Raw genomic sequence first — 6,000 nt, 5'->3', positions numbered from 1 at the left:
AAGGTCCTTCGCAAGCTCAGGATGACAGGAGGTGCAGCACGCACGACAACACCTTTCTTTGGCTCTCGGATAGTAATACATACACAATGGCTCGAAGTGGATTGAATACCAGCGGCAACGACGTCGGCAGCGATGCGCCGAAGGTGAAACTGAATAAGGAGAGCTTTCGGCAGGGGCTGCGCATTTTCCGTTTCACGTTGCCCTACCGCACCAAGTTCATCATTGGCCTGGTGCTGCTCACGCTGTCCAGCGCCACCACCATGGCCTTCCCCTGGATTATCGGCAAGCTGGCCGATACCGCCAGCGGCCACCCGGTGACTCTCCCCAACGGCACTGTGGTTTCCATCAACCAGATTGCCCTGGGCTTTGCGGCGCTGATTCTGTTGCAGGGCATGTTCTCGTTTGGGCGCATTTGGTTTTTCACGCAGGTGAGCGAGTTCACCGTGCGCGACATCCGACAGGCGCTTTACCAGAAGTTCGTAACCCTACCCATCCCCTATTTCGAGCGCAACCGGGTAGGGGCCATCACCTCCCGCATCACGTCTGATGTGGGCGTGATTCAGGACTCGTTTTCGCTGACCCTAGCCGAGCTGTTTCGGCAAGTGACGACGCTGCTGGCGGGCATCGTGTTTATCATGGTGGTGTCGGTGAAGCTGTCGATGTTTATGCTGCTCACGTTTCCGCCCATTGTGGTGCTGGCGATGGTGTTCGGGCGCAAAATTCGGGTGTTGGCTAAGGTGACGCAGGACGAGTTGGCCAAAACCAACGTGATTGTGGAAGAAACCTTGCAAGGCATCAACACGGTGAAGGCCTTCACCAACGAACAGTTTGAAACTGGCCGCTATACCAGCTCGCTTACGCGCACGGTGAAGGCCGCTTTACAGAGCAACCTCTACCGCGGCGGGTTTGTGTCATTTGTTATTGTGGGGCTGTTTGGTGGTATTGTGCTGGTGCTATGGCGCGCGGCTACGCTGGTGCAATCGGGCCAGATGACCATTGGCGACCTCACGCAGTTTGCCCTCTATACCATCTTCATCGGTGCTTCGGTGGCCGGGCTGGGCGAGCTATACGGCAAGGTGCAAAGCACGCTGGGCTCCTCGGAGCGCATCCTCGAAATTCTGGACGAGCCCGCCGAGCCTACCCACCTCCCCGGTGCTACCCCCCTCCAGATTCGCGGCGACATCGAGTACCAGCACGTGGCTTTCCGCTACCCTACCCGCCCCGACCTGGCCGTACTCAAGGACATCAGTTTCGACATTCAGGCCGGCGAGAAAGTGGCGCTGGTAGGCCCCTCGGGCGCCGGCAAGAGCACTATTGTGCAGCTGTTGATGCAGTTTTATGAGCTGAGCGGCGGCAAAATCCTGATTGATGGCCGCGATGCTGCCCTACTCGACCTCACGGAGCTGCGCCGCCACATTGGCATTGTGCCCCAGGAAACCATCCTGTTCGGCGGTACCATCCGCGAAAACATTGCCTACGGCGACACCTCGGCTACCGACGCCGAAATCATCCGGGCGGCCAAGCAGGCCAATGCGTGGATGTTCATCGAGTCGTTCCCGGAGGGGCTGGATACATTAGTAGGCGAGCGGGGCATCAAGCTCTCGGGCGGGCAGCGCCAGCGCATTGCCATTGCCCGCGCCATCCTGAAAAACCCAGCTATCCTCATCCTAGACGAAGCCACTTCCGCCCTCGACTCGGAAAGCGAGAAGCTGGTGCAAAGCGCCATGGACGAGCTGATGGTAGGCCGAACCAGCATCATCATCGCCCACCGCCTCTCCACCATCCGCAAAGCCGACAAAATCCTGGTCATCGACGGTGGCCAGATTGTGGAACAAGGCACACACGAGGAGCTGGCTCATTATGATAATGGCCTGTATGCTAACTTGTTGAAGTTGCAGTTTGAGTTGAGCTAGCTCATTTAATCTGAAACGTCATTTCGAACGCAGTGAGAAATCTCGCGTGCTAGTAGTGGTTCGTGATTCCAACTATCAGTAAGAATCTCGTGCGCTAATGTGAGTTAGTACCTTTCGTCAGCACGCGAGACTCCTCAACCAGTTCGGAGTGACGCTCTATCTTGCCGCTCTCTCCCTACCCTGCCCTCATGCCACCCATCCAGTTCTCCCGCGTCACCATGTCGGCCGATGAGTTTGTGGCGGTGAACTTTCGGCTGTGGCGAGCAGCGCCTGCTACCCGGCGCAACCACTGGATTCTGGGGGTAGGGCTGGCGTTGCTGATGGCAAGCTTGGTGATGGAGCTAATGAACACGCGGGGCCACATCACCACCTGGTCGACGCCGGCTCTATTGGTAGTAGGCGTGGCGTATGGGCTGCTGCGGGCCGCGTTGGTGCGCCGGCAACTACGGCGCGGTTACGCGCAAAACCCGGTGCTGCAACAACCAGCAGACTTTACGCTCACCGATGAAGCCTTGCAAGGCAATAGCACGGTCGGCGAGTTTCGGACGCCCTGGAATGCTATACGCCGCGCCGTGCGGGTAGGTCCCGATTGGCTCTTGCTCTATCCTACCCAAGCCGCCTGCTACTACCTCGATCTGCGCTGCCTGATAGCACCCGCTACCCCAGCAGCTGTAGAAGCGCTATTGGTGCAGCACAGTATATCCTTGCGGCAACTGACCTAACGCAGCGTGGAGACACAACAGTTTATGTCGCGTTGTTGAACGACCAATAGTAGTCTGGTTACCCAACGTCAGAAACGAAGAAACACAACATACTATGTTTCTACTTATTCTGCTACCCCGCAGCCGGATGCGCTCGTTTTCGCTACTTTTGCCCCATTCCAATTTGCTTTTCATTTCTCTATGATTGCCACTACTCTTTCAAAAGCTACCCGCGTGGCGGGCGCCACGTTTTTTGCCACGGGTTTACTGCTGAGCGCTGCTGCTCAAGCCCAGATTAGCACACCTGCTGCTAGCCCTACTAGCACCATTACCCAGCGCGTAGGCCTTACGGATGTTACCATCACTTACTCGCGCCCAAGTGCGAAGGGGCGTGTAGTATTTGGCTCACTGCGGCCGTACGATGTACGTTGGCGTACAGGCGCTAATGCCACCACCAAAATCAAGTTTTCGGACGATGTTACTGTAGAAGGCAAAAAAGTAGCCGCCGGTGAATACGGTATCTACTCAGTGCCTGGTAAGACTTCTTGGACCATTGTGCTGAGCAAAGACACAAAGCGAGGAGCAGATGTAGAAGGTTTCAAGGATCAAGACGACGTAGCTAAGTTTACAGTAAAGCCTTATCGTCTAACTGAGAAGCGTGAAACCTTCACAATCAATTTCGCTGACCTTACTCCCGCCACAGCCAATGTAGAGCTAGAGTGGGAAAATACTGGCGTGAAGTTCGGCATCAAGACTGATGTGGATACCAAGGTGATGGCTCAGATCAATGACAAGGTCATCAACAACGCTACCCCCTCGGCCGGTGACCTCGCCGCTGCTGCTGTTTACTACATCGACAACAACAAGGACAACAAGCAGGCTCTCACATGGCTGAAGAAGGCCAACGCCACCGACCCCAAGTTCTGGAACCTGCACACGCAAGCCAAGCTGGAGCTAAAGATGAAGGATAAGAAAGCTGCCCTCGCCTCCGCCGAACAGTCGAAAAAGCTGGCTGCCGAAGCTAAAAACACGGAATACGTAAAAATGAACGACGCCCTGATTGCTGAGGCGAAAAAGTAGGGCCTCACCCCGCGGCTCCCTCCCTAAGGAGAGAGGAAGTCAGACGTAGATCATTCAACCCAGTTGCTTCGGCTTGTTTCGTCGTGACTGCTACTGGAAACATTCAAAGAGAAGCCAACCGCTCGCGCAGTTGGCTTCTCTTTTATTTTGATTAACTGGCAATTAGCGACGCATTAGCTGAGGTGGCTGCGTTTAACGGCTCATGTCTAGCTCCTCCTACCCGTGGGAGAGAGGAACGGGAGGTGAGGCCATCCGTTGCACCACCAAGGCTACCAGCACCACCAACCCGCACCCAATTATGTTAAACCACAGATACCCGATATCGGTGGTATTGAACAGCACCAGCACGGCTACCTGGCCTACCACCGTAGCCCAGAAGGCCGCCTTTGCCTGAATCTTCGGCAGAAAAAATGCGACCATAAATAGCCCCAGCATCGCGCCATAAAACAGAGAGCCCAGGATATTCACGGCTTGAATCAGGTTTTCGAGGCGGGCGGCGAACAGGGCGAAGCCGATGCCCAACACGCCCCACCCCACTGTAGCCCAGCGCGATACGCGCACACACCGTACCTCATTGGCGCCGGGGTAGGCGGGGCGGTAGAGGTCTACCACGGTGGTAGACGCCAGCGCGTTGAGGCCACCCGCCGCCGAACCCATAGCCGCCGATAGCACCACGGCCAGCAACAAACCCACCAGCCCGTGCGGCAAGTAGTTCAGCACGAAGGTGATAAATACGAAGTCTGCTTCCTGCGCTTTGGCAACGGGTGCCGCTTGTTTCAGTAGGGTTTGGGTGCGGCTCTGTAGCCCCTGCACAGCGGCATCTACGGCCTGGCGGTGGGTTTCGGCAGCGGCTATTCGCTCGGGGTTGCGAGTGGCGTAGGCGCGCACGAGTTGCTGGGAAGCCTTGTGCCGGGCCGTGGCCAGTTGGGTGCGCTCGGTTTGCAGCTGGCGCAGGGCGGGCGCGTAGGTAGTGTTACGGGCAGCCTCATCCAGCACGGGCCGGTTGAAGGTGAGCGGCGCCGGGTTGAACTGGTAGAACACAAACAATAGCACGCCGATCAGCAAGATGCCAAACTGCATGGGCACTTTCACGAGGCCGTTGAGGAGCAGGCCCAGGCGGCTTTCGCGCTGGCTGCGGCCGGCCAGGTAGCGTTGCACCTGGCTTTGGTCGGTGCCGAAGTAGGACAGGGCCAGAAACAAACCGCCCGTCATGCCCGACCAGAAGTTGTAGCGGTCTTTGAAGTCGAAACTGAAATCAACCAGGTTCAGCTTGCCCTGGTGGCCGGCCAGCTGCATGGCTTCCGAAAACCCTACCTCCGCTGGCAAGTAGTGCACCAATAGGTAGCCCGCCACCACCATGCCCGTGAAGATAACGCCCACCTGAAACTGCTGCGTGACGGCCACCGCCCGGCTGCCGCCCGTTACGGTGTAGAGAATCATCATGCCGCCAATCATCCACACCGTCAAGGAGATATCCCAGCCCAGCACTGCCGATAGCACCAGCGCGGGCGCGTAGAGCGAAAGGCCGTTGCTGAGACCACGTTGCACCAGAAACAGCACTGCGGCCAAGGTGCGCGTGCGCCTGTCGAAGCGGCCTTCCAGGTACTCGTAGGCCGTGAACACCTGCAACCGGTGGAAGATGGGCACCGCGAAAATGGCGATGAGCACCATGGCTACCGGCAGCCCAAAGTAAAACTGAATGAAACGCATGCCATCGGCGTAGGCCTGGCCGGGCGTGCTAAGAAACGTAATGGCCGAAGCCTGCGTGGCAATGATACTCAGCCCGATACCCCACCAACTGGCCTGTCGCCCGCCCAGCAAATAGCCGTCGAGGGTGCGGCCGGCCGTGCGCGTGCGCCAGGTGCCGAAGCCCACAATAAATAGTAAGGTGCCACCTAGCACCAACCAATCGAGCAGACTCAAGCGAAGAGGTTAGTTAAGTAGGCGAAAAAGCCGATTTCGACCGCCAGGGCGCCTAGTACCAGCCAGTACCACGCCCGCCAGTTGGTGGTTTCTTGTTCTGTTTTTGTCATTTCCTCACGCATTCTGGCAAAGTAACGGGTATCCATGTGAAAAGTGCCTGTCATCCTGAGCTTGCGAAGGATCTTCTCACGTTGGGACGAGTCGTTGTTACGTCAATCGTTCTAGCGTGAGAAGATCCTTCGCAAGCTCAGGATGACAAACGGCTCAGGATGACAAATGGCGCAGCTCAAACAACATCAGCAACGGCGTCAACCACCCCAATTTTCGCTTTGCGAAAATATCCCCTCCTCATCTGAGGAGGGGAGTTTCGTTCTGTTCCTCCC

Annotated in this window: 5 protein-coding genes; 3 read left to right on the top strand and 2 right to left on the bottom strand. The window is 57.0% G+C overall.

Annotation, left to right across the window (positions count from 1 at the left end; translation table 11 throughout):
* Positions 1-86 precede the first annotated feature (86 nt).
* The 3 genes from KYK14_RS15235 (at position 87) to KYK14_RS15225 (ending at position 3,694) form a co-directional block, all read left to right on the top strand.
* A complete protein-coding gene (locus KYK14_RS15235; RefSeq protein ID WP_219159982.1) occupies positions 87-1,913 on the top strand; it encodes an ABC transporter ATP-binding protein in 1,827 nt (608 codons plus the stop codon).
* Between the two features lie 188 nt (positions 1,914-2,101).
* Positions 2,102-2,635: a hypothetical protein gene (locus KYK14_RS15230; protein ID WP_219159980.1), complete on the top strand. Its 534-nt coding sequence runs from the start codon at positions 2,102-2,104 to the stop codon at positions 2,633-2,635.
* Between the two features lie 180 nt (positions 2,636-2,815).
* Entirely contained in the window at positions 2,816-3,694 is an 879-nt protein-coding gene (locus KYK14_RS15225) for a DUF2911 domain-containing protein (RefSeq protein ID WP_219159978.1), read from the top strand.
* A 216-nt stretch (positions 3,695-3,910) separates the two neighbouring features.
* On the opposite strand, the gene KYK14_RS15220 is transcribed toward KYK14_RS15225, so the two are convergent.
* On the bottom strand, positions 3,911-5,617 hold the full coding sequence (locus KYK14_RS15220) for a sodium:solute symporter family protein (RefSeq protein ID WP_219159976.1): 1,707 nt from the start codon (positions 5,615-5,617) through the stop codon (positions 3,911-3,913).
* Positions 5,614-5,763 (bottom strand): hypothetical protein, encoded by a 150-nt coding sequence (locus KYK14_RS15215; protein ID WP_185280808.1) that lies wholly within the window; start codon positions 5,761-5,763, stop codon positions 5,614-5,616. The genes KYK14_RS15220 and KYK14_RS15215 overlap by 4 nt, the downstream gene beginning before the upstream one ends.
* Between the last annotated feature and the right edge of the window lie 237 nt (positions 5,764-6,000).

This window comes from Hymenobacter profundi (assembly GCF_019334315.1).
Lineage (GTDB): Bacteria > Bacteroidota > Bacteroidia > Cytophagales > Hymenobacteraceae > Hymenobacter > Hymenobacter profundi.
Note: the sequence above shows the minus strand (reverse complement) of the source record. Positions and strands in the feature narration are given on the sequence as shown.

Coding starts and splice junctions, on each gene's coding strand:
- KYK14_RS15215 (WP_185280808.1), bottom strand. CDS start 5,763: ATGGATACCCGTTACTTTGCCAGAATGCGTGAGGAAATGACAAAAACA.
- KYK14_RS15225 (WP_219159978.1), top strand. CDS start 2,816: ATGATTGCCACTACTCTTTCAAAAGCTACCCGCGTGGCGGGCGCCACG.
- KYK14_RS15230 (WP_219159980.1), top strand. CDS start 2,102: ATGCCACCCATCCAGTTCTCCCGCGTCACCATGTCGGCCGATGAGTTT.
- KYK14_RS15235 (WP_219159982.1), top strand. CDS start 87: ATGGCTCGAAGTGGATTGAATACCAGCGGCAACGACGTCGGCAGCGAT.